15 protein-coding genes are annotated in these 20,051 nt (G+C 42.1%); 11 read left to right on the top strand and 4 right to left on the bottom strand.

Going from position 1 to position 20,051, the window contains the following annotated elements:
• The first annotated feature begins 1 nt into the window (after position 1).
• Both gcvPB and lpdA read left to right on the top strand, forming a co-directional pair.
• Complete coding sequence (gene gcvPB, locus HMPREF9448_RS07145) at positions 2-1,465, top strand: aminomethyl-transferring glycine dehydrogenase subunit GcvPB (protein WP_008861921.1); 1,464 nt, start codon at positions 2-4, stop codon at positions 1,463-1,465.
• 70 nt (positions 1,466-1,535) lie between these two features.
• Positions 1,536-2,885, top strand: coding sequence for a dihydrolipoyl dehydrogenase (gene lpdA / locus HMPREF9448_RS07140; RefSeq protein WP_008861920.1), 1,350 nt, complete (start codon positions 1,536-1,538; stop codon positions 2,883-2,885).
• Positions 2,886-2,956: 71 nt separating this feature from the next.
• On the opposite strand, the gene HMPREF9448_RS07135 is transcribed toward lpdA, so the two are convergent.
• Positions 2,957-4,213: a Por secretion system sorting domain-containing protein gene (locus tag HMPREF9448_RS07135; protein ID WP_008861919.1), complete on the bottom strand. Its 1,257-nt coding sequence runs from the start codon at positions 4,211-4,213 to the stop codon at positions 2,957-2,959.
• Between the two features lie 550 nt (positions 4,214-4,763).
• On the opposite strand from HMPREF9448_RS07135, the gene dnaG reads away from it, so the two are divergent.
• From dnaG to HMPREF9448_RS07115, 4 genes are all read left to right on the top strand, one after another.
• Positions 4,764-7,007 carry a DNA primase gene (gene dnaG / locus HMPREF9448_RS07130; protein WP_040296107.1) on the top strand — a complete coding sequence of 748 codons (2,244 nt, stop codon included), beginning with the start codon at positions 4,764-4,766 and terminating at the stop codon, positions 7,005-7,007.
• Positions 7,008-7,129: 122 nt separating this feature from the next.
• Positions 7,130-8,062, top strand: a complete 933-nt coding sequence (locus tag HMPREF9448_RS07125) for an ABC transporter ATP-binding protein (RefSeq protein ID WP_008861917.1) — start codon at positions 7,130-7,132, stop codon at positions 8,060-8,062.
• Between the two features lie 11 nt (positions 8,063-8,073).
• Positions 8,074-9,414: an ABC transporter permease gene (locus HMPREF9448_RS07120; protein ID WP_008861916.1), complete on the top strand. Its 1,341-nt coding sequence runs from the start codon at positions 8,074-8,076 to the stop codon at positions 9,412-9,414.
• 83 nt (positions 9,415-9,497) lie between these two features.
• A complete protein-coding gene (locus HMPREF9448_RS07115; RefSeq protein ID WP_157260353.1) occupies positions 9,498-9,815 on the top strand; it encodes a hypothetical protein in 318 nt (105 codons plus the stop codon).
• A 95-nt stretch (positions 9,816-9,910) separates the two neighbouring features.
• On the opposite strand, the gene HMPREF9448_RS07110 is transcribed toward HMPREF9448_RS07115, so the two are convergent.
• Genes HMPREF9448_RS07110 through HMPREF9448_RS07100 form a run of 3 tightly spaced genes read right to left on the bottom strand, consistent with a single transcriptional unit; the run spans position 9,911 to position 11,589 of the window.
• On the bottom strand, positions 9,911-10,696 hold the full coding sequence (locus HMPREF9448_RS07110; RefSeq protein WP_008861914.1) for an amidohydrolase: 786 nt from the start codon (positions 10,694-10,696) through the stop codon (positions 9,911-9,913).
• 54 nt (positions 10,697-10,750) lie between these two features.
• A complete protein-coding gene (locus tag HMPREF9448_RS07105) occupies positions 10,751-11,299 on the bottom strand; it encodes a lysophospholipid acyltransferase family protein (protein ID WP_008861913.1) in 549 nt (182 codons plus the stop codon).
• Between the two features lie 8 nt (positions 11,300-11,307).
• A complete protein-coding gene (locus tag HMPREF9448_RS07100) occupies positions 11,308-11,589 on the bottom strand; it encodes a hypothetical protein (protein WP_008861912.1) in 282 nt (93 codons plus the stop codon).
• Between the two features lie 219 nt (positions 11,590-11,808).
• On the opposite strand from HMPREF9448_RS07100, the gene HMPREF9448_RS07095 reads away from it, so the two are divergent.
• The 5 genes from HMPREF9448_RS07095 to HMPREF9448_RS07075 all read left to right on the top strand — a co-directional run bounded on the left by HMPREF9448_RS07095 (position 11,809) and on the right by HMPREF9448_RS07075 (position 19,603).
• Complete coding sequence (locus HMPREF9448_RS07095; protein WP_008861911.1) at positions 11,809-13,461, top strand: glycosyltransferase; 1,653 nt, start codon at positions 11,809-11,811, stop codon at positions 13,459-13,461.
• Between the two features lie 23 nt (positions 13,462-13,484).
• Positions 13,485-16,040 carry an alpha-glucan family phosphorylase gene (gene glgP / locus HMPREF9448_RS07090; protein ID WP_008861910.1) on the top strand — a complete coding sequence of 852 codons (2,556 nt, stop codon included), beginning with the start codon at positions 13,485-13,487 and terminating at the stop codon, positions 16,038-16,040.
• A 248-nt stretch (positions 16,041-16,288) separates the two neighbouring features.
• On the top strand, positions 16,289-17,401 hold the full coding sequence (gene prfA, locus HMPREF9448_RS07085) for a peptide chain release factor 1 (protein WP_008861909.1): 1,113 nt from the start codon (positions 16,289-16,291) through the stop codon (positions 17,399-17,401).
• Between the two features lie 12 nt (positions 17,402-17,413).
• Complete coding sequence (pyrF, locus tag HMPREF9448_RS07080; RefSeq protein WP_008861908.1) at positions 17,414-18,244, top strand: orotidine-5'-phosphate decarboxylase; 831 nt, start codon at positions 17,414-17,416, stop codon at positions 18,242-18,244.
• 96 nt (positions 18,245-18,340) lie between these two features.
• Positions 18,341-19,603, top strand: a complete 1,263-nt coding sequence (locus tag HMPREF9448_RS07075) for a phosphoglycerate kinase (RefSeq protein ID WP_008861907.1) — start codon at positions 18,341-18,343, stop codon at positions 19,601-19,603.
• Positions 19,604-20,051: the final 448 nt, after the last annotated feature.

The following is a 20,051-nucleotide window of genomic DNA, read 5'->3' as shown; positions in this document are numbered from 1 at the left end:
CATGAAATACTACGATAAGCTGATTTTTGAAATTTCAAAACCGGGACGCATAGGGTATTCCCTGCAACAATCCGACTTCGGGAACTATTCCTTAACCGACCTCCCGCAATCTTTGCGCAGAGGGACGGAGGCCGAACTCCCCGAAGTGAGCGAACTCGATGTCGTGCGTCATTATACCAACGTCTCCAATAAAAATTTCGGAGTTGAAACCGGGTTCTATCCATTGGGTTCTTGTACGATGAAATACAATCCCAAAATCAATGAAGAAATGGCTTCTATGGAATCGTTCACGGCATTGCACCCATTACAATCCGAAAATTCCATACAAGGGGCTTTACGTCTTTATTACGAATTGGCTCATGTTCTATCCGAGATTTCAGGTCTGGCAGAATTTACACTAAATCCATTTGCCGGAGCCCACGGTGAATTGACCGGTCTAATGTTGATGAGACAATACCACATCAAGCGAGGAGACTTAAAGCGCACCAAAGTAATCGTCCCCGACAGTGCCCACGGTACAAATCCCGCCAGTGCGGCAGTGTGTGGATTGGAGATTGTCGAAGTTCCTTCCACGCCCGAAGGTACGATAGATGTTACGAAACTCGAACCGTTGCTCGACGATACGATAGCCGGTATCATGATGACCAACCCCAACACATTGGGTATTTTCGAGAAAGAGATACCCCAAATTGCCGAATTGGTACATGGTTGCGGAGGCCTACTCTACTACGACGGAGCGAACCTCAATCCCTTGTTGGGGCGTTGCCGTCCCGGCGACATGGGTTTCGACATTATGCACATCAATTTGCATAAAACCTTTTCCACCCCTCACGGAGGAGGCGGCCCCGGCAGTGGTCCCGTAGGCGTTGCCCCTGCACTCGTCGATTATTTGCCCCGCCCAAGAATCATTAAAAAAGGTGACAAATACTCCATCGAAGGAGGAAGCGACAGTATGGGGCGCATTTCGGGATTCTTCGGGAACTTCGGAGTGATGATGCGAGCATACGCCTATATCCTGTCACTGGGAAAAGAACAGATAAAACACGTGGGAGAATTAGCGACATTAAATGCGAACTACGTAAAAGAATCGCTGAAAGACTGTTACTATCTGCCCATCGAAGGCATCTGTAAACATGAATTCGTATTCGACGGATTGCTCGACAAGTCCACAGGAGTGACTACATTGGACATCGCCAAACGACTGCTAGACTACGGTTACCATGCGCCCACGATCTATTTCCCCTTGTTGTTCCATCAGTCGATTATGATCGAACCGACCGAAACGGAATCGAAAGAGACTCTCGACGAGTTTATAGAGGTGATGCGCACGGTCGCCCACGAAGCGATCGAAAACCCCGATTTGGTAAAAAGCGCGCCCCACTCCACTCCGGTGAGAAGGCTCGACGAAACCACAGCGGCGAAAAATCCGATTTTACGATTCAAAGATTTACAAAAACAATCATAATATTCAACTATCGGAGACCAAGAAAGAGACAAACCTCTTTCTCCTCTCCGATTTTTTATAAAATTCAAGTATGAACAGCGATGTCATCATCATCGGAGCCGGCCCCGGAGGTTACGAAACGGCCGTATACGCAGCGAAAAAGGGGCTGAGTGTAACCTTGTTCGAACAGCGGAAAGCAGGGGGAACCTGCCTCCACGAAGGCTGTATTCCTACAAAATGCCTTTGCCGTAGCGCCGAAATAGCCGATACAATAACCGATTGCGATACATGGGGATTCCATGTTTCTGCCCCGACAATCGATTTCCGACGTATCATGGAACGGAAAAACGAGGTTGTCGCCCAACTGACATCGGGCATAGAATTTCTATTGAAGCACAAACTTATCACCTACATTTCCGAACGTGCCGAACTGTTCGATGCACATACGGTAATATCGGAATCGGGTGAGAAATATACCGCCGCACACATACTCATCGCTACCGGCTCGACAGCCAAAAGACCTCCGATCGAAGGTTGTGACCTACCCGGCGTACTCACTTCGACCGAAATGCTCGACATCGACCATATTCCCCAAAAACTGTGTATCATTGGAGCCGGAGTCATCGGGCTCGAATTCGCCTCTATCTTCCGTAGTTTCGGCAGCACGGTCACCATGCTCGAATACGCCAAAGAAATTCTTCCCAACTTCGACAGCGACATCAGTAAGCGTCTGAAACAAGTACTATCCAAACGGGGTATCGAATTTTACAACCAAGCTGCCGTCGAATCGATTGAACGAAGCGGAGCACAACTGCTCGTGCACTACACCCACAAAGGTAAAGAATGCTCCACCGAGGCCGACATCGTCCTGATTGCCGTAGGTCGAAGCCCAAGAGTAGAGAGCATAGGGCTGGATAATGCCGGTATACGATATTCGCCCAAAGGAATCGAAACCGACGATACGCTCCGAACCAATATCCCCGGGATCTATGCCATAGGAGATGTAAACGGTCATTGCATGCTTGCCCACGCCGCATCTTTTCAAGGTCGCAAAGTAATCGACCACATTCTCGGTATCGACAATAGAATAAAGCTCGACATCATTCCTGCGGCTGTTTTCACTCGTCCAGAAGCCGGTATGGTGGGACTCACCGAAGAGGAATGCAAACAACGCGGCGTACCGTTCACGGTAAAAAAAACTTTGTTCCGAGCCAATGGAAAAGCCATCAGTATGGGAGAGCCTAACGGTCTGTGCAAACTCATAGCCGATGAAAACGGAAAAATCATAGGAGCACATATATTCGGAGCTCATGCAGCCGATTTAGTGCAGGAAGTATCTGCCCTCATGAACAGAGAAACGACCGTAGCCCAATTAAAAGAAATGATACATGCACACCCCACCCTTTCGGAAATTCTGCAAGAGTGTGCCCGGGAATTCTAAACACCATCTACCATAAAGAAAGGCTTCCCGTAACGCAGGAAGCCTTTCTTTATATTTAATCAAACTCAATCTTACTTCATTACTTTGGCAATCGTATTACCGGCCTTTACGATATAGACTCCGGAAGCGGACAACGAAAACTCATTGTCGCCTTCGCCCCCCTCATAAGAAGCAACCAATACACCAGCCATATTATATACACTCACCGTTTCCGGTTTATCCAATACGACGTGCAACTTGTCGTGTATAAAGATCTTTTCTCTGCTGGCCTTCAATCCCTCAACAGCGCTGGATTCACCAACGAAAATAATTTCGGACGGATCTGAGTTGTCATTAACATTTCCGGTTTGCATATTTACATCAAGAGCTATCACAGCATATGCAAACTCATCGACAACACCTTCTGTCTCGATATCTTTTTCTATGGTAAAGAAAGTGGCAGAAGTCTCGGGAGTTTGTCGATAATCATACACCTCCATAAATTCAGTACCCGCAGTGAAATCTCGCGATACCAAAAAAGTCTTTAATTTCACATCGCCTGTATTCTGCATTGCCCCAACAGTATACAAATAAAATCCGGCAGACTCGCTTGACGGCACTTCTACCTTATACATACCCTCCAATGTCGTCTCTTCAAAAGAAATTGTTCCAAATGACATAGATTGATCATTCCCATCAGCATCTATATAGTAATAGCCAATCCCTATTTTATCACCCACAGCACCTTCGGCCGTAATACCGAAATAAACAGTTTCATTTTCACCCTCACCGCTAAAATCCATCTCCGGAGTTTGTAATTCAGTCTGCCCCTTAGAAGAAGTTTGAGGGAATATAATAGACTGATCCCCTATCTTTCCATAAAAAAGAATCCAGTCCCAACGGTAGGTATAGCCATCAAGATAATTGGTAAACTCCTCCGGAACAGCTTCTGCAAAATAAAAATCCTCATACAAGGAAATATAATCAACATCTTGCGTAGTCGTAAAATGCCTGTAAGTTTGTACCGAATAATAATTCGCCCCGGAAACCGTGTTCCAATTCGCTACAAATCCGACATCCGATACATTCGTTGCAGGTAGAGCTTCCGGTGCAGCTAACGCAGCAATTTGTGCATCTTTTTTCATCAGATGTTTTCGATTCTCTTTTACAAAATCAAATTTCAAGGCAGAAGCCGGTTTGGAGATAGCTCTGTTCATCATAGGCATATCCACCTTTTCCATCGACATGCACTCCGCAGGAACTGCATCACTCAACACAAATGGCGACCGAGCCAGCCCTGCACTTACCGATAAAGCCACAAAGGCCACACAAAAAGTAAATTTTTTCATACTGTTTTCTTTAAAATTATTACTTCCATTGAATAAACTCTTTACAAATATAATAATATTAAAGAACTAGTACAACTTTATAACAAAAAAATAAAATATATATATATTTATATTCAATAAAAACAAAATAAGTCGAGGGACATAAGGATTTCTGAAACCCAGTTCTTCTTATACAACGAATATCATGCGTATCTCACCAGCTATTCGTATACACCGACAACTCCCATTAAATATCAACAAAGGAATAAAGAAAAACGAAAGGGTTTAAAAAAGGAAAGGTTGTCTCACGACAACCAATCTTCATTAACCTTAAATCTAATACTATGAAAAACACATTGCAAATGTATGAATTTTCTAATACGACAGCAAGGTTTTGCTTCAAAAAGATTCAACAGCTAACATTATTTAGTTATTGAACAAATATTTTTAGTAAAATTCATTCAATAAAAAACATTTTATTTCTATAATTTACTCCTGTTTGAAAAATATAAATCACCCCAATTATTATCGCAAAGAAATAACTATCTTCGTGGAGAAAAAGAAAAAAGGAATGATAGACCAAGCAACCATCGATAGAATTATGGCCGCTACCGATATCGTAGAGGTAGTATCAGACTTCGTAAGTCTACGTAAGAGAGGTGCTAATTATTGGGGGTTGTGTCCGTTTCATGATGATAAAACCCCTTCGTTCAGCGTATCTCAATCCAAAGGTGTTTGTAAATGTTTCAGTTGCGGCAAAGGAGGTAGTGCGATCCATTTCATTATGGAACATGAGCAACTATCGTATTACGAAGCACTGAAATATTTAGCGAAAAAATACAATATCGAAATTCATGAGAAAGAGTTGACCGATGAGGAAAAACAGAAAAGAAGCGACCGCGAAAGTATGTTTATCATCAACGCTTTCGCTCAAAATTTTTTCAGTAAATCGCTATTAGAAAACGAAGAGGGACGCACTGTGGGGTTAGCCTATTTCAGAGAAAGAGGCTTTAATGAAGATATTATTCGAAAATTCGGATTGGGCTACTCTCCTGAAAAGCGAGATGCACTTGCACAAGAAGCTAAGAAACAAGGTTACAAAACCGATTATTTATTAAAAACAGGGCTTTGCCGTGAAGGTCAAAACAACCGTATTTACGACCTGTTTGCCGGAAGAGTGATGTTTCCAGTATATAGTGTGTCGGGGAAAGTCGTCGCATTCGGAGGCCGAATTCTCAAATCGGGTGTAAAAATCAGTAAATATTTCAATTCTCCCGAATCGGACATTTATCACAAGAGTAATGAACTATACGGTATTTTCCAAGCTAAACGAGCTATCGAAAAAGAGAAATGTTGTTATCTGGTAGAAGGATATACCGACGTATTATCCATGCATCAATCCGGCATTGAAAATGTCGTAGCCTCCTCAGGAACCGCATTGACTCCCGGACAAATACGATTGATACATCGATTTACCGAAAACATCACAGTTCTATACGATGGTGATGCTCCGGGCATAAAAGCGTCACTGCGAGGTATAGACCTGATACTTCAAGAGGGACTTAACATCAAGGTCGTCTTACTTCCCGATGGCGAAGACCCCGACTCTTTCTCCAAAAGCCAAAGTGCCGAATCATTTACCCAATATATAAAATCACATGAAACGGATTTTATCCGATTCAAAACTCAATTACTATTGGAAGATGCCGGAGAAGACCCTATAAAACGGGCCGGTATCATTTCGAATATCGTACAAAGTATTTCACTTATACCCGATACCATTGTAAGATCGGTTTACGTGCAAGAATGCAGTCGGTTATTACAAATCGACGAACAAGTCCTTTTATTCGAATTGAACAAAATGCGACAACAACGGGCAGAACAACAATCTACCCGAGACCGATATCAATCTTCCCAATCGCAGACGGTGAGACCGGCTGTGATCCAGGACTCTTTTGGAAATAATATATCTGTAAATCAAGTCTCCGACGCAGAGGGTGCAACACCTGTCTCATCAGAAATACCGGAAACAGATAAAAATATCCCCCTCCCTACCCCTACCTCTTTATCGTCAAAAAGAGAAAATAGATCACCCTTAGATAAATATGAACGAGAATTAATCCGTTACGTCGTACGATATGGTTACCGTGATTTATTCGAAACGGCCACGGGTACTTGGCAAAAAGTATGGGAGTATATTGTCGAAGAACTCGCGATCGATAATATCGCATTCAGCAACCCTCTCTATAAACATATTATAGAACTGGCTTCCCAACAGCGCGAACACGTTGCGCAGCAAGTCTCTTCTTTGCGACAAGAGCTATTACCGAAAGTCCAAGACCAAATAAATAAGATAATCGAACAAATTCGTTTAGAAAACGGCGATATTACCGACAAACAAAGAAAGGAGGCCGAAGCACGAGAAAATATAACCGAGCAAATGGAAGAAGAGTTACAAACTTTCGAAAGCAATTTTCTCGAACGTTATTTTACGACCTACCCCGACACTCAAATAAGTTTATTAGCCGTAGATTTAGTCAGCGATAAATACCAGTTGAGTAAAGTACACACCAAGTATCAAAAAGTAGAGACCGAATCCGATAGACTATGGGAACTCATTCCGCGAGCTATTTATGAATTAAAAAATGCTATTCTCGAACAGACGATCAAACAAATACAGGAAAAAATAAAAGAAGCCACACAAAATAAAGATAATGAAAAGATAATCGAACTAATGGAACAGAATGTAGAATTAAATCAATTGAGAACCACTTTGGCCAAACAAATAGGAGATCGCATTATTTCTCCTAAATAATATATACAATTCAATATTTATTTATCGAAAAACAATAAAATTTTATCATTTTTATTGTATAATTAAAATTTTATATATTCCTTTGTTCCGTCAATAACACACCTATTATTCAAATTAAAGCTATGTATTACCTCGAAGCCAACCACATTGTTAAACAATATGCTTCTCATCGGGCTCTCGACAATGTTACCGTACATGTTCCCGAAAACGGCATTTACGGACTATTAGGCCCCAATGGAGCCGGGAAAACAACGTTAATCCGTATTATCAACCAAATTACAGCACCCGACGAAGGCGAAGTTTTAATAAAAGGGCGCCCTTTACACCCCTCAGATGTGGAACACATCGGTTACCTACCCGAAGAACGTGGACTCTACAAAAAGATGAAGGTAGGAGAACAAATTTTATACTTGGCTCAATTGAAAGGATTATCGAAAAACGATGCCAAAGAAGGCATGAAATATTGGCTGAACAAATTCGACATAAAAGGTTGGGAAAAGAAAAAAATAGAAGAGCTCTCAAAAGGTATGCAACAGAAAATACAATTTATCACTACCGTTATGCATAACCCCAAACTACTGATTTTTGACGAGCCGTTCAGTGGTTTCGACCCCGTCAATGCCAATCTGTTGAAACAAGAAATTCTCGAAATGAGAGACAAAGGCGCTACGATCATATTCTCTACCCACAATATGGGATCTGTCGAAGAGCTCTGCGACGAGATCAGCCTCATCAATCGTTCGCATGTCGTCTTACAAGGCGAAATAAACAATATTCGCGAACAGCACAAAAAACATCTCTTCAAAATCGAAGTACAACGAGGGAATCTGCAAAGCAACGATCTATATGAAATATTGGAGACAAAAGAACGACACGCCAATTTTACATATACACTGCGTAAACGAAATGCCCAAATGAGCAACAACGAACTCATCTCCCTGCTCACGCTACAATGCCAGTTATCGGGATTTGAAGAGATTCTGCCCACCATGAACGAAATTTTTATTGAAACCGTGGGAGAATCGGCTCTTAAAGAAAATACAAACATCAAGTAAATCTGAATATTATGAGTAAAATATCTCTTATTATAGAACGCGAATATCTGACTCGCGTCCAAAAAAAATCGTTCATCTTAATGACGATACTCTCACCGATTGTCATGGTCGCCTTGATATTCGCACCTATTTGGCTCGCACAACTATCGAGCGATGAAGTCAGACAAATAGCCATTATAGACCAAACCGGTCTTTACAAGAATATTTACGAAAACTCCGAAGAATACCAGTTCACCTATACGCAGGGAATACTCAACCCGGCGGAAATGCGAGCCGAAGAATCCCAACCCTATGCTTACATTATTATCAAAGATAATCTGTTGAACAATCCCAAAGGTATGACCATCTACTCTCAAAAGCAAATAACGAACAGCTGCGAGTCGATGATCACGTCGCAAATGGAAGAGTTTTTGAAAAACGAGAAATTATTGTCATATAATATTCCTAATATCAAACAAATCATAGACGATTCCGACATAAACCTACATGTCGACACTATACGCTTGGAAGAAGACGGCGCCGAAACACAAACCTCATCAGAAATGGTCATGGTTATCGGTATGGCCATGACACTGATCATATATATGTTTCTCATGCTCTACGGAGGCCAAGTCATGTCGAGTGTCATGCAGGAAAAAACCAACCGAATTGTGGAAGTAATGGTTTCATCGGTAAAACCTTTCGAGCTGATGATCGGCAAAATCACCAGTATCGGACTGGTAGGCCTCACCCAACTGGGCATTTGGATTCTTTTTATCATCGGGATATTTTTGTCTGCGGGAGCGATTTTCTCTTTTAGCGGTGGTATGGATACGGCCAATATCGAAAACATGACCGCCGTCGCAGGGAACATGAACGGTGTAGATGCAGCTCAACTCACAGGAAAAATGGGAGCCATGCAAGAAATCCAAAACATGCTGGGAAGTATCAATCTCACCCAGTTGCTCATATGTTTCGTATTATTCTTTATCGGAGGTTATATTCTGTATGCTTCCTTATTCGCAGCCATAGGATCGGCAGTCGATAATGAGTCGGATACGCAACAATTTATGGTTCCCATTACCTTTATTATCATCTTCGCCCTATATGCAGGCATATTCAGTGCCGAGAATCCCGACGGACCGTTAGCCATGTGGTGTTCGATGATACCGTTTACCTCCCCCATCGTCATGATGGTAAGAATCCCCTTTGGGGTATCTACATGGGAGTTGATAGTATCGATGATTATCCTCTACGGTTCTGCCATCGGACTGGCGTGGATAGCCGGAAGAATATACCGGGTGGGAATACTCATGTATGGCAAAAAGCCCAGCTACAAAGAAATGATAAAATGGATACGTTATAAGGCATAAAAAACATTATGAAAAACTCTCGATACCTCATTCTTGTCTTTTGTGGGCTATTACTATTTTCCTGTACCGGTAATAAATATATTGTGGAAAGAACCCCAAAACACAACAATCCGGTCGATGAAATATCGTGGCTGAAAAAACGGAAAAAAGAATTCGAGAAAAGAGAATGCCAAATAACTCTTTATGAAAAAGACGGGAAAAACTACTACGCCGTTTTTGCGACTACTCCCAGAGCGTTCGACAAAAACACGACCGTCGTTTACGACCAAGAAGGTAACATTTGTTTAAAATTCGGAGGGCTGATACCTCCACACAAACGAGAAGCCGTAAAAAAGTTTTTTGAAAATGCAGAAAACAAAGGTACTATCTGGAAGTGCAAACAACGACATAAAAAGGAGTAAAATCTCTATTCAGCTTTCATAAATTACACACGATAATTCTGGCAGTGGCTCGGGAGAGTCTCTGCCTTTCTTTTTTGTGTTGAAAAAATAATTCGTTATTTTTTCAACACAAATTCATCGGCATCTTTCCAAACCGGGAACTTTTCCCGAAAAGACTTTAATTTAGATAAATCCAATTCCACATTTACTACTTGGGGCACAAACGGTTCTGATTCTGCGATAACTTCGCCTTTAACCCCTATTGCCATCGTATCTCCTCTATAAACCATCGATGTTTCGTCTTGCCCGATTCTGTTCACGCCACAAACATAAGCCGCATTTTCGATAGCCCGGGCTATTAACAAATTTCTCCAAGCATACGAACGGGATTGAGGCCAATTTGCCACAAATAACAGCAAATCATATTCGTTACCTACATTTCTACACCAAACGGGAAAACGCAAATCATAACAAACGAGCAAACAAATATTCCAGCCTCTATAATTTACTATAAGCTTTTCCGACCCTGAGACAAAATGACGACCTTCTTCTCCCATTCGGAATAAATGTCTCTTATCATAATAGTGTTCCGATCCATCGGGCTCGATAAAAAATCCCCTATTAAAACAAACATTACCAGCCCGAGCAATAAAACTACCGGCTATCGCCACATTATAATTTCGAGACCATTTCTTTACCTCGGTAATAGTTTCTCCATCGATACACTCTGCCAAATCTTCCGCACGCATGGAAAAACCGGTCGTAAACATCTCGGGAAAAACCACCAAATCGCAGTCTCCCGTTATATGGGAAAGGATTGTGGCATACTTGTCTAAATTAGCTCTTTTATCCTCCCAAACAATATCGGTCTGTATCAACGAAACTCTCAAAACATCACCCATACTACTGAAACTAAAAAAGGGCAGAATAAACGAATTCTGCCCCTTATATGAATACTACAATCCGGTAACAAAATTTTCGGGTCGTCGTGCATGAAAACTTTTATAATAAGACTTTATCATGCGCATGTCTTTTTCCACATCTCCCGTCGGCATAAAAACTTTCTTTATGCCCACCTCCTTATCCTTATAATCGATATAGGCCAATACAATAGGAACCTCGGCATCTCTCGCTATATAATAAAAGCCTTTCTTCCAATCGGCATTCGCCTTGCGGGTAGCCTCCGGGGTTATCGCTATGGAAAAACGCTTTCGAGATTTGAAAATCTCAACAAGTTGCGACACCATATCGGTATGCCTATCCCTACTTACAGGAACCCCGCCCATCGACTTCAAGAGACTTCCCAAAGGAGGGAAAAACCACTCTTTTTTCATCATGAATCCAGCGTAACGACCGATAGAAAGATAAGCCAATTTCCCTATGAAAAAGTCCCAATTACTGGTATGGGGAGCCACACAGATAACACACTTCGGATAATCGGGGACATCAACCACCACCGTCCACCCGAAAAGTCTTAATATAAAAGAGCTGATTGCCCTCTTCATATTATTTATCAAGCATTTAGAGCCGCCAAATCTTCAAAAATCTCATCTATTGCTTTATCGAAGTCGGCACGGAGCTTTCGGTAATAAACTTTTACTTTCTTGGGATCTTTATCTCCATTAGCCCCTACTCGACATAAAAAATCATCTTGGATACCGATAATCTTTCCCATCAATGCATCTACCTTTTCGGCATCAGTACCCGGTATAAGATATTTATTACACAGACATTCCGATAACAATTCTCCGGCAACGTAATTAATCTCTTTCTTCAAAGTTCTCTTATTAGCCATAACTTTTTCTTTTTAAGTTTGTCAGACAAATATAATCCTATTTCTCGAAGTTTCCCAAAAAGATTCCCTTTTTTACCTAAGAAATATACAATCTCAATTCACTAAATATGACAAATCACCCGATTCTAAAAAACATTTTTTATCACTGAGTTACAAAATATTTGTTGTAACTTTGTTCGCTCTATTGCAAAACAATAGTATAATATTATTATAGTAATCATGGAAAAGCAACTTATACCTGATTATATATTTGAAGTAAGTTGGGAGGTTTGCAATAAAGTGGGCGGCATATATACCGTTCTTTCCACAAAAGCAAGAACGCTCCAAAAACTATATAAAGATAGAATTATTTTCATAGGACCGGATATCTGGGGAGATAAACCGTGTCCCTATTTTATCAGATCCAAAACTCTTCTGAAAGACTGGCATAAACAAGCCTCTTTACCCCAAAATATGAAAGTAAAGATAGGTCGGTGGGATATACCGGGCAGACCTATCGTCATATTAGTCGATTTCAAATCATTATATCCTTATAAAAACGATTTATATGGTGAAATGTGGAACCGGTATGGGGTAAACTCTTTACCAGCTTACGGAGACTATGACGAATCGTGTATATTCTCCTATGCGTCGGCTGTGGTTATCGAAAGTTTTTACAAGTTCATACAGGGTGAAAAATTTAAGGTCGTCGCCCATTTCGATGAATGGACCACAGGTATGGGACTACTTCACGTAAAGTACACTTTACCGCAAATCGCGACGCTTTTCACAACTCATGCGACATCTATCGGTCGTTCTATTGCAGGAAATGGGAAACCTCTATATGACTATTTAGCCGGTTACAACGGAGATCAGATGGCCGAAGAGTTGAACATGGTATCGAAACACTCCTTAGAAAAAAGTGCAGCCCACGAAGCAGATTGTTTCACAACAGTAAGCGACATTACGGCAAAAGAATGTTCTCAATTACTAGAACGAACACCCGACATCGTCACCCCGAATGGATTTGAGAGGGATTTTGTTCCGGCGGAAGAATCATACTCAACCAAACGTAACCTATCCCGTAAACGGTTATGTGATATTGTCGAAGCATTGACAGGGGAGCGACCGCAAAAAAATGCTTTCTTGATCGCCACATCGGGACGTTACGAATATAAAAACAAAGGGATAGACCTCTTTATCGATGCGGTTAAAAGAGTCTCAAAAAGTCCTGATTTAGAAAGAGAAATAGTAGCGTTTATTTTAGTCCCGGCTTGGGTGGAAGGTCCGAGAATTGACTTACAAAACAGGCTTCAATCCGCTACCTATGAGGCAACGCCCCTTCCCGCTCCCTTCATCACCCACACGCTTCACAATTACGATCAAGACAGTGTGGTTAATCAGATACATTATTTAAATTTAGATAACGAAGCTGGAAGCCGATTGAAAGTTATCTTCCTGCCGTCCTACCTCACCGGGAAAGACGGAATTGCCAACCTTTCGTACTACGATTTGTTAATAGGATTAGATGCTACGGCTTTTCCATCATATTACGAACCGTGGGGATATACACCTTTGGAAAGCATTGCGTTCGGAATACCCACGATCACTACCGATTTATCAGGGTTCGGGCAATGGATAAACAGCCGAAAGGAACAGGGTTTAGAGAAATCGGGTGTAAAAGTTTTGCATCGGGGAGATTTGAATTTTGTAGAAGTATCGGAAGATTTAGCCGACTCTATCCTCGCCCTCAGCCACTGCGGGAAAGCTCAACGAGCAAAAATAGGACAAGCGGCCACGAACGTTTCACTCGAAGCCGAATGGAAACATTTTATAGAATATTATACACAAGCATTCCACTTGGCTCTGAAAAAAGCAGCATTACGAAAATAATAAACTTATAATATATTTCAATTATGAAAGTACAAGTAAGCAATACAAACACTCCTAATTGGCGGGATATAACTGTTAAATCACAAGTCCCGACAGATTTGAAATGCTTAGAAATATTAGCTAAAAACCTATGGTGGTCATGGAATAATGAAGCCATAAACCTTTTCAAATCGATCGATAAAGATTTATGGAAATCGGTTCATGAAAACCCCGTTTTATTCCTACAACGCATTGGTTACGAAAAGCTCGAAGAAATAACCAAAGACAAACAAATCATGCGCAACATTCAAGATGTGTATGACAAGTTCGAGAAATATCTACAAGTAGAAAAACGAAAAGACGTTCCTTCCATTTCTTATTTCAGTATGGAGTATGGATTGAGCCACGTTCTGAAAATCTATTCGGGAGGGTTAGGTATCTTAGCAGGAGACTACTTAAAAGAAGCAAGTGACAGTAATATCGATATGACAGCCGTAGGATTCCTATACCGATACGGATATTTCACTCAAACTCTGTCGATGGACGGGCAGCAAATCGCCAACTATGAAGCCCAGAATTTCAATCAACTACCCATCGAGCAATTAACCGAACAAGACGGCAAACCGATGGTTCTCGAAGTTCCCTACCCGGGACGAATCGTCTATGCCCACATTTGGAGAGTAAATGTCGGTCGAATCAAATTATACCTGCTCGACACCGACCTCGATACGAATAGCGAATGGGATCGTCCTATCACTTACCAGCTCTACGGCGGCGACTGGGAAAACCGCATGAAACAAGAATATTTACTAGGAATCGGCGGTATCTTAATGTTGAATAAATTGGGAATCAAAACCGACCTATACCATTGTAACGAAGGCCATGCGGCATTACTGAATGTACAGAGATTGGTAGACTACGTACAAAACGACCACTTAAAATTTAACGAAGCTCTCGAAGTAGTACGGTCGTCTTCTCTTTATACCGTACACACCCCTGTTCCCGCAGGTCATGACTATTTCGATGAATCTCTTTTCGGGAAATACATGGGAGAATTTCCGGCCAAATTAGGGATAGAGTGGAAAGACCTGATGAATATGGGACGAGAAAATCCCGATACAAACGAAAAATTCTCAATGAGTGTATTCGCTTGCAATTCTTGTCAAGAAGTAAACGGGGTAAGCTGGTTGCACGGTAAAGTTTCACAGAAAATGTTCCAGCCCATTTGGAAAGGATATAGCCCCGACGAATTGCATGTCGGATATGTCACCAACGGTGTACACATGCCCACGTGGGCTGCTTCGGAATGGAAAGAATTCTATGTTAAGACTTTCGGTCCCGAATTCATGTCCCATCAATCCGATCCCAAAATGTGGGAAAAGATTTACGAAGTGGACGACGAAATCATCTGGAACATCAGACAAACTTTAAAAAATAAATTCGTTAAATTCGTCAAAGACGATTTTCGTGAAACTTGGTTGAAGAATCAAGGAGACCCTTCCCGTATTGTTTCGGTCCTCGAAAAAATCAATCCGAACGCTTTACTGATCGGTTTTGCTCGTCGTTTCGCCACTTATAAAAGAGCACACCTGTTATTCACAGACCTTGAACGACTCTCAAAAATAGTCAACAACCCCAATTATCCGGTACAATTTATCTTCTCGGGGAAAGCTCACCCCGCCGACGGAGCCGGACAGGGTTTGATAAAAAGAATTGTGGAAATTTCCCGTATGCCCGAATTCCTCGGTAAAATTATTTTCCTCGAAAATTACGACATGAAAGTCGCCAAACGGCTTATTTCCGGTGTCGATATTTGGTTAAATACCCCTACCCGTCCATTGGAAGCCTCCGGTACATCGGGCGAGAAAGCCGAAATGAACGGAGTACTCAACTTCTCCGTATTAGACGGCTGGTGGTACGAAGGATACAAAGAAGGAGCCGGCTGGGCACTTACCGATAAAAGAACTTTCCAAGACCAAAACCAACAAGATCAACTCGATGCGGCGACAATCTATTCCATGCTCGAAAATCAAATAGTACCCCTCTATTTCGCAAAAAACAGCAAAGGATATTCCCCGGAATGGATACAATACATCAAGAATTCCATCGCGAAGATTGCACCGGAGTTCACGATGGAACGCATGCTGCACGATTATATCGACCGGTTCTATCTGAAAGAAGGCAAACGTACCCGATTACTAAAAGCCGACCAATTCGCCAAAGCCAAAGAAATCGCAGCTTGGAAAGAAGAATTTGTATCCAAATGGAACGATATCGAGATCTGTTCCGTATCCATACCCGACGGATTGCTTTATAATCCGCACGTAGGTGAAGAATACGAAATGTCTGTCGTTTTGGATAATAAAGGCTTGGGCAACTGTTTGGGTGTAGAACTAGTCATAGCCAATGTAGAAGAAGGTAACACCGAGCCATACAAGACACTCGAAATGGAACCGGTTCAAACCGATGGAACGAAAGTAACTTATAAAATACAATACCAACTTAACGATTCAGGGGTCTTCCGCTATTCATTCCGAATGTATCCCAAAAATCCAGACCTGCCACATCGTCAAGATTTGGCCTACGTCCGTTGGTTTTAGTCTATAAAAATAGCCGAGTACCTTTCTCGGCTATTTTTATAGTTAAACCACGTTAAGCAAGGATAAACATCAAACATTATATAGATAAGTATGTTTAATACCTAAACTACTACTCTGTATGTGGGGTGGCTCGGCATAGACTTGGTTCCAAAAACTATCGTTCTATGCCGAGCCATCTTTTTCAATCCTTCTGTTAAAATAAATCGGGCGAAATTTCTTATCTTTGCCCAAAAGCAAAAATAGGCCGAATGAGCGAACAGACTACACTATTGGAAAAGTTGGAAGGACTGCTTATCCGATTCGAAGAAATAGGAACTTTGATTACCGACCCTGCCGTTATCGGCGATATGAAAAGGTTTGTAAAACTCACCAAAGAATATCGTGACCTCGAAAAAATATCGGAGGCAGCCAAACGATACAAACAAATACTTAACGGAATAGAAGAATCTCGCCGATTACTCGAAACCGAAAACGATCCCGAAATGAGGGATATGGCAAAGGAGGAACTCGATTCTTGCACGTCACAATTGCCGCAACTCGAAGAAGAAATAAAATTACTGTTGGTTCCTGCCGACCCCGAAGATAGCAAAAATGCCATCGTAGAAATACGGGGAGGAACAGGTGGAGACGAAGCAGCCATTTTCGCGGGAGACTTATTCCGCATGTATGCTAAATATTGCGAAACCAAAGGTTGGAAAGCCGAAGTCAGCAGTTACAGCGAGGGAGCGTCCGGCGGATACAAAGAAATCATTTTCACAGTATCGGGTGATAATGTATACGGCACACTCAAATATGAATCAGGAGTACACCGAGTACAAAGAGTCCCTGCCACCGAGACACAAGGCCGCGTGCACACCTCTGCGGCAACAGTGGCTGTATTGCCCGAAGCCGAAGAATTCGATGTCGAAATAAACGAAGGAGAAATAAAATGGGATACTTTCCGGTCGAGCGGAGCCGGAGGCCAAAACGTCAATAAAGTAGAATCGGGTGTACGGTTAAGATATATTTGGAAGAATCCCAACACCGGTGTCTCCGAAGAAATTCTTATCGAATGTACCGAAACCCGCGACCAACCTAAAAACAAAGAACGGGCACTCTCTCGTCTACGCTCGTTCATCTACGACAAAGAACACCAGAAATACATAGACGACATCGCCAGCAGGCGTAAAACAATGGTATCTACCGGAGACCGGTCGGCCAAAATCCGCACCTACAATTATCCTCAGGGACGTATCACCGACCATCGTATTAATTATACGATCTATAACTTACCTGCCTTCATGAATGGAGACATACAAGATTGTATAGACCATTTAATCGTGGCAGAGAATGCAGAACGATTAAAAGAGAGCGAACTATAATCCACATATATCATGAACAAGAAACAATTATTTGAAAATATCAAACGGAAAAAATCTTTCCTTTGCATTGGTCTGGATACCGATATGGAAAAGATACCGTCTCACTTGAAACAAGAAGAAGACCCCATTTTCACTTTTAACAAAGCTATTATCGATGCTACGGCCGATCTTTGCGTGGCCTATAAGCCCAATCTGGCTTTTTACGAGAGCTTAGGAATGCAAGGATGGGCCGCCTTTGAAAAGACTGTAAATTATATTCGGGAAAATTACCCCGACCAATTCATCATCGCCGATGCCAAACGTGGCGACATAGGAAACACATCGGAGCTATATGCTCGTAGCTTCTTCTGCCACCTCGATTTAGATGCCGTGACCGTAGCCCCTTACATGGGAGAAGACAGCGTGAAACCCTTTCTCGGCTATCCCGACAAGTGGGTCATTCTGCTCGGACTTACTTCGAATAAAGGATCTTATGACTTCCAATTGACAGCAGACTCTTACGGCGAACGGCTATTTGAAAAAGTAATACGCACGGCTCAAAATTGGGCCTCAGACGAACAGTTGATGTTTGTCGTCGGAGCGACACAAGGAAAACTATTCGAGGACGTACGCCGTATAGCTCCGCATAATTTCCTTTTAGTTCCGGGTGTAGGAGCGCAAGGTGGAAGCCTCGAAGAAGTGGCTCGATACGGCATGAACCGCGAATGCGGTTTACTCGTCAACTCTTCCCGAAAGATCATCTATGCTGCCACGGACGAGAAATTCGCAGAAGCTGCCCGGGAAGAAGCTCTAAAAGTACAATATGAAATGGAACATCTATTGCACGCAAAGGGACTACTTTGATTTTTAGAGAAAATAGCATTTAATAGTAAAAAGATAATCGATTTTTATCTAAATTTGCCAAAGAGTAAAAGAGTTACATACTAAATATTAAACGATATGCAAACACTTGACAATTACAATTTTGCTGGTAAGAAAGCATTTGTCCGCGTAGATTTTAACGTTCCTCTCGACGAGAACTTTAATATCACCGACGACACCCGTATGGTAAAAGCATTACCTACACTGAAAAAAATATTGGCCGATGGCGGTAGCCTCATCATCGGTTCTCACTTGGGACGCCCCAAAAAAGGTCCAGAAGACAAATTCTCTTTGCGTCATATCGTTGCACATTTGAGCGAATTGCTCGGAACCGAAGTAAAATTCGTAGATGAATGTGTTGGCGATAAAGTAAAAGCAGCCGTAGCCGCATTAAAACCCGGAGAAGTTCTTCTTCTCGAAAACTTGCGTTTCCATGCCGAAGAGGAAGGAAAGCCCAGAGGATTGGCCGAAGATGCCAGCGACGAAGAAAAAGCTGCTGCTAAAAAAGCGATCAAAGCCAGCCAAAAAGAATTTACGAAAGAACTCGCCGACTTGGCAGATGTTTATGTAAACGATGCCTTCGGTACGGCACATCGTGCTCATGCTTCTACGGCCTTGATGGCAGAATACTTCTCTCCCGAAAACAAAATGTTCGGATACCTCATGGGTAAAGAAGTTGCCGCCGTCGATAAAGTAATGAAAGAGATGGTTCGTCCTTTCACTGCTATTATGGGTGGTTCGAAAGTTTCTTCGAAAATCGATATTATCGAAAATCTATTGACCAAAGTAGATAACTTGATTATCGCCGGTGGTATGACCTATACTTTTACCAAAGCATTGGGCGGTAAAATCGGTAACTCCATCTGTGAAGACGACAAACTCGATTTAGCTCTCGAACTCATCAACAAGGCCAAAGCCAACCATGTAAATTTGGTTTTAGCAGTCGATGCCAAGATCGCCGACGATTTCTCGAACGATGCCAATACCGACTTCTGTGATGTCGATAAAATACCCGATGGTTGGGAAGGTATGGACATCGGTCCTAAATCCGAAGCTCTGTTCGCCGACGTAATCAAGAAATCGAAAACTATTCTGTGGAACGGTCCGACAGGAGTATTCGAATTCGATAACTTTACATCAGGTTCCCGTGCTGTTGCAGAGGCCATTGTAGAAGCAACTAAAAACGGAGCATTCTCTCTCGTAGGCGGGGGCGACTCTGTGGCTTGCGTAAATAAATTCGGATTGGCCGATAAAGTTTCATATGTATCAACCGGAGGTGGAGCTCTACTCGAAGCCATCGAAGGCAAAACTTTACCGGGTATAGCTGCCATACAAGGCTAACATACCCATAAATATTTATAAAAAACGTCCAAATTTTATTTGGACGTTTTTTATTACAAGTTAACATGGACCTATTTGGATATCAGTCGATAATTAACGGAGATTGTTCGTGTATATTTCCCTATATGGCTAACAATGTTCTCCGTAGTGCTACGGGACACGGTAGAGGAAAAAGAGATATATCCGGTATAAAAAGACTGATACGATGGCGTTTTCAACCCCTCCGTCACTTCGTGACACCTCCCCTATTGCTAACGCCACACCCCGTAATGCTACGAGGCACAGCAATGGAGGAGTTTAAAATATTAAAAGTGCTTTTTAACCCTCTCCCCCTGCCGTACTCCGCAACATGGCGGGTCGTTTTGAATAACATTGGAGCAGAGGAGAAAGGGAGATATACACCTCACCCTCTCCCCCTGCCGTACTCCGCAGCATGACGGGTCGTTTT

Origin of the sequence: Barnesiella intestinihominis YIT 11860, assembly GCF_000296465.1 — a bacterium.
Lineage (GTDB): Bacteria > Bacteroidota > Bacteroidia > Bacteroidales > Barnesiellaceae > Barnesiella > Barnesiella intestinihominis.
Note: the sequence above shows the minus strand (reverse complement) of the source record. Positions and strands in the feature narration are given on the sequence as shown.

Excerpts from the sequence above, each read along its gene's own strand:
- gcvPB (WP_008861921.1), top strand. The coding sequence starts at position 2 with ATGAAATACTACGATAAGCTGATTTTTGAAATTTCAAAACCGGGACGC.
- lpdA (WP_008861920.1), top strand. The coding sequence starts at position 1,536 with ATGAACAGCGATGTCATCATCATCGGAGCCGGCCCCGGAGGTTACGAA.
- HMPREF9448_RS07135 (WP_008861919.1), bottom strand. The coding sequence starts at position 4,213 with ATGAAAAAATTTACTTTTTGTGTGGCCTTTGTGGCTTTATCGGTAAGT.
- dnaG (WP_040296107.1), top strand. The coding sequence starts at position 4,764 with ATGATAGACCAAGCAACCATCGATAGAATTATGGCCGCTACCGATATC.
- HMPREF9448_RS07125 (WP_008861917.1), top strand. The coding sequence starts at position 7,130 with ATGTATTACCTCGAAGCCAACCACATTGTTAAACAATATGCTTCTCAT.
- HMPREF9448_RS07120 (WP_008861916.1), top strand. The coding sequence starts at position 8,074 with ATGAGTAAAATATCTCTTATTATAGAACGCGAATATCTGACTCGCGTC.
- HMPREF9448_RS07110 (WP_008861914.1), bottom strand. The coding sequence starts at position 10,696 with ATGGGTGATGTTTTGAGAGTTTCGTTGATACAGACCGATATTGTTTGG.
- HMPREF9448_RS07105 (WP_008861913.1), bottom strand. The coding sequence starts at position 11,299 with ATGAAGAGGGCAATCAGCTCTTTTATATTAAGACTTTTCGGGTGGACG.
- HMPREF9448_RS07100 (WP_008861912.1), bottom strand. The coding sequence starts at position 11,589 with ATGGCTAATAAGAGAACTTTGAAGAAAGAGATTAATTACGTTGCCGGA.
- HMPREF9448_RS07095 (WP_008861911.1), top strand. The coding sequence starts at position 11,809 with ATGGAAAAGCAACTTATACCTGATTATATATTTGAAGTAAGTTGGGAG.
- glgP (WP_008861910.1), top strand. The coding sequence starts at position 13,485 with ATGAAAGTACAAGTAAGCAATACAAACACTCCTAATTGGCGGGATATA.
- prfA (WP_008861909.1), top strand. The coding sequence starts at position 16,289 with ATGAGCGAACAGACTACACTATTGGAAAAGTTGGAAGGACTGCTTATC.
- pyrF (WP_008861908.1), top strand. The coding sequence starts at position 17,414 with ATGAACAAGAAACAATTATTTGAAAATATCAAACGGAAAAAATCTTTC.
- HMPREF9448_RS07075 (WP_008861907.1), top strand. The coding sequence starts at position 18,341 with ATGCAAACACTTGACAATTACAATTTTGCTGGTAAGAAAGCATTTGTC.